1 protein-coding gene is annotated in these 988 nt (G+C 68.2%); it reads right to left on the bottom strand.

All coding sequences use genetic code 11. The features are described from left to right. A partial coding sequence (locus PUR56_RS22000; RefSeq protein WP_329950170.1) for an MFS transporter occupies positions 1 to 882 on the bottom strand: 882 nt, incomplete at its 3' end. Positions 883 to 988: the final 106 nt, after the last annotated feature.

Below are 988 nucleotides of genomic sequence, written 5' to 3'. Positions count from 1 at the left end.
GCCGCCCTTCTTCCAGTTCTCGCCGAGGAAGTAGACCGGGACCCAGATCAGCAGGCCGTAGCGGGCGGTGTTCTGGAACCCGATGGCGATGCCGGTGGACCAGATCTTGGGGTTGCGCAGCACGGTCTTGTAGCGCTGGAAGGAGGTCTCGCCGGCGTACGCGGCGGCGTCGGCCCGGTCGTCCTCCTCGTCGGCCTCGGTGACGGAGGCGGGGGGCTTGATGCCGGCCTGCTTGGGGTTCTCACGGGCGACGAAGTAGAAGGTGATGCCGCCGACGAGCATCAGCAGGACCGGGACCCGGAAGATCCACTGCCAGTCGAGCTTGAGGGTGTCGACGACGATGGTGGAGGTGACGAAGGCGAGGACGGAGGCCATGCCGGCGGCGAAGGTGTAGAAGCCGAAGCTCTTGCCCCGCTCGCGCGGGCCCCACCAGTTGGAGATGACCCGGCCGCCGGAGGGCCAGCCGAGGGACTGTGCGAACCCGTTGGCGCCCCACAGGAAGCTGAGCGACCTGGAGCCGACGGAGAAGCTCGTGCACCAGTTGAGGATGGTGGACAGGATGGCGCCGGCGGTCATCATGCGCCGGCCGCCGAACTTGTCGGCGAGGTTGCCGTTGATCATCTGGCCGGCGGCGTACGACCAGAGCAGGATGCCGCTGATGCCGCCCAGTGCGGCCTTGCTCAGACCGAGGTCGGCCTGGATGCCGGGGATGGCGAAGCCGAAGGTCTGCCGGCCGGTGTAGAAGAAGAAGTAGCAGAACATCGCGGCCAGGAGCATGCGCCACTTGAGCTTGTTGTACTTGCCCTCGCTCACGAGTTCGAGGGCGGGGGTCCCGAGTCTCGGACCTTTGGTGTCCGATCTGGTGGTCTCGGCGTTCGACATGGTTCTCGACCGATCTGGGTGGGGGCCGGGGAGCGCCGCATGGCGGGCGGCGCGAGGTCGAGGCGGCGGCTGCCGCCGGTACCGTGGCCGCCCCCCGGAAGGGGTG

This window comes from Streptomyces sp. BE303, from assembly GCF_036290945.1.
Taxonomy (GTDB): Bacteria; Actinomycetota; Actinomycetes; order Streptomycetales; family Streptomycetaceae; genus Kitasatospora.
Note: the sequence above shows the minus strand (reverse complement) of the source record. Positions and strands in the feature narration are given on the sequence as shown.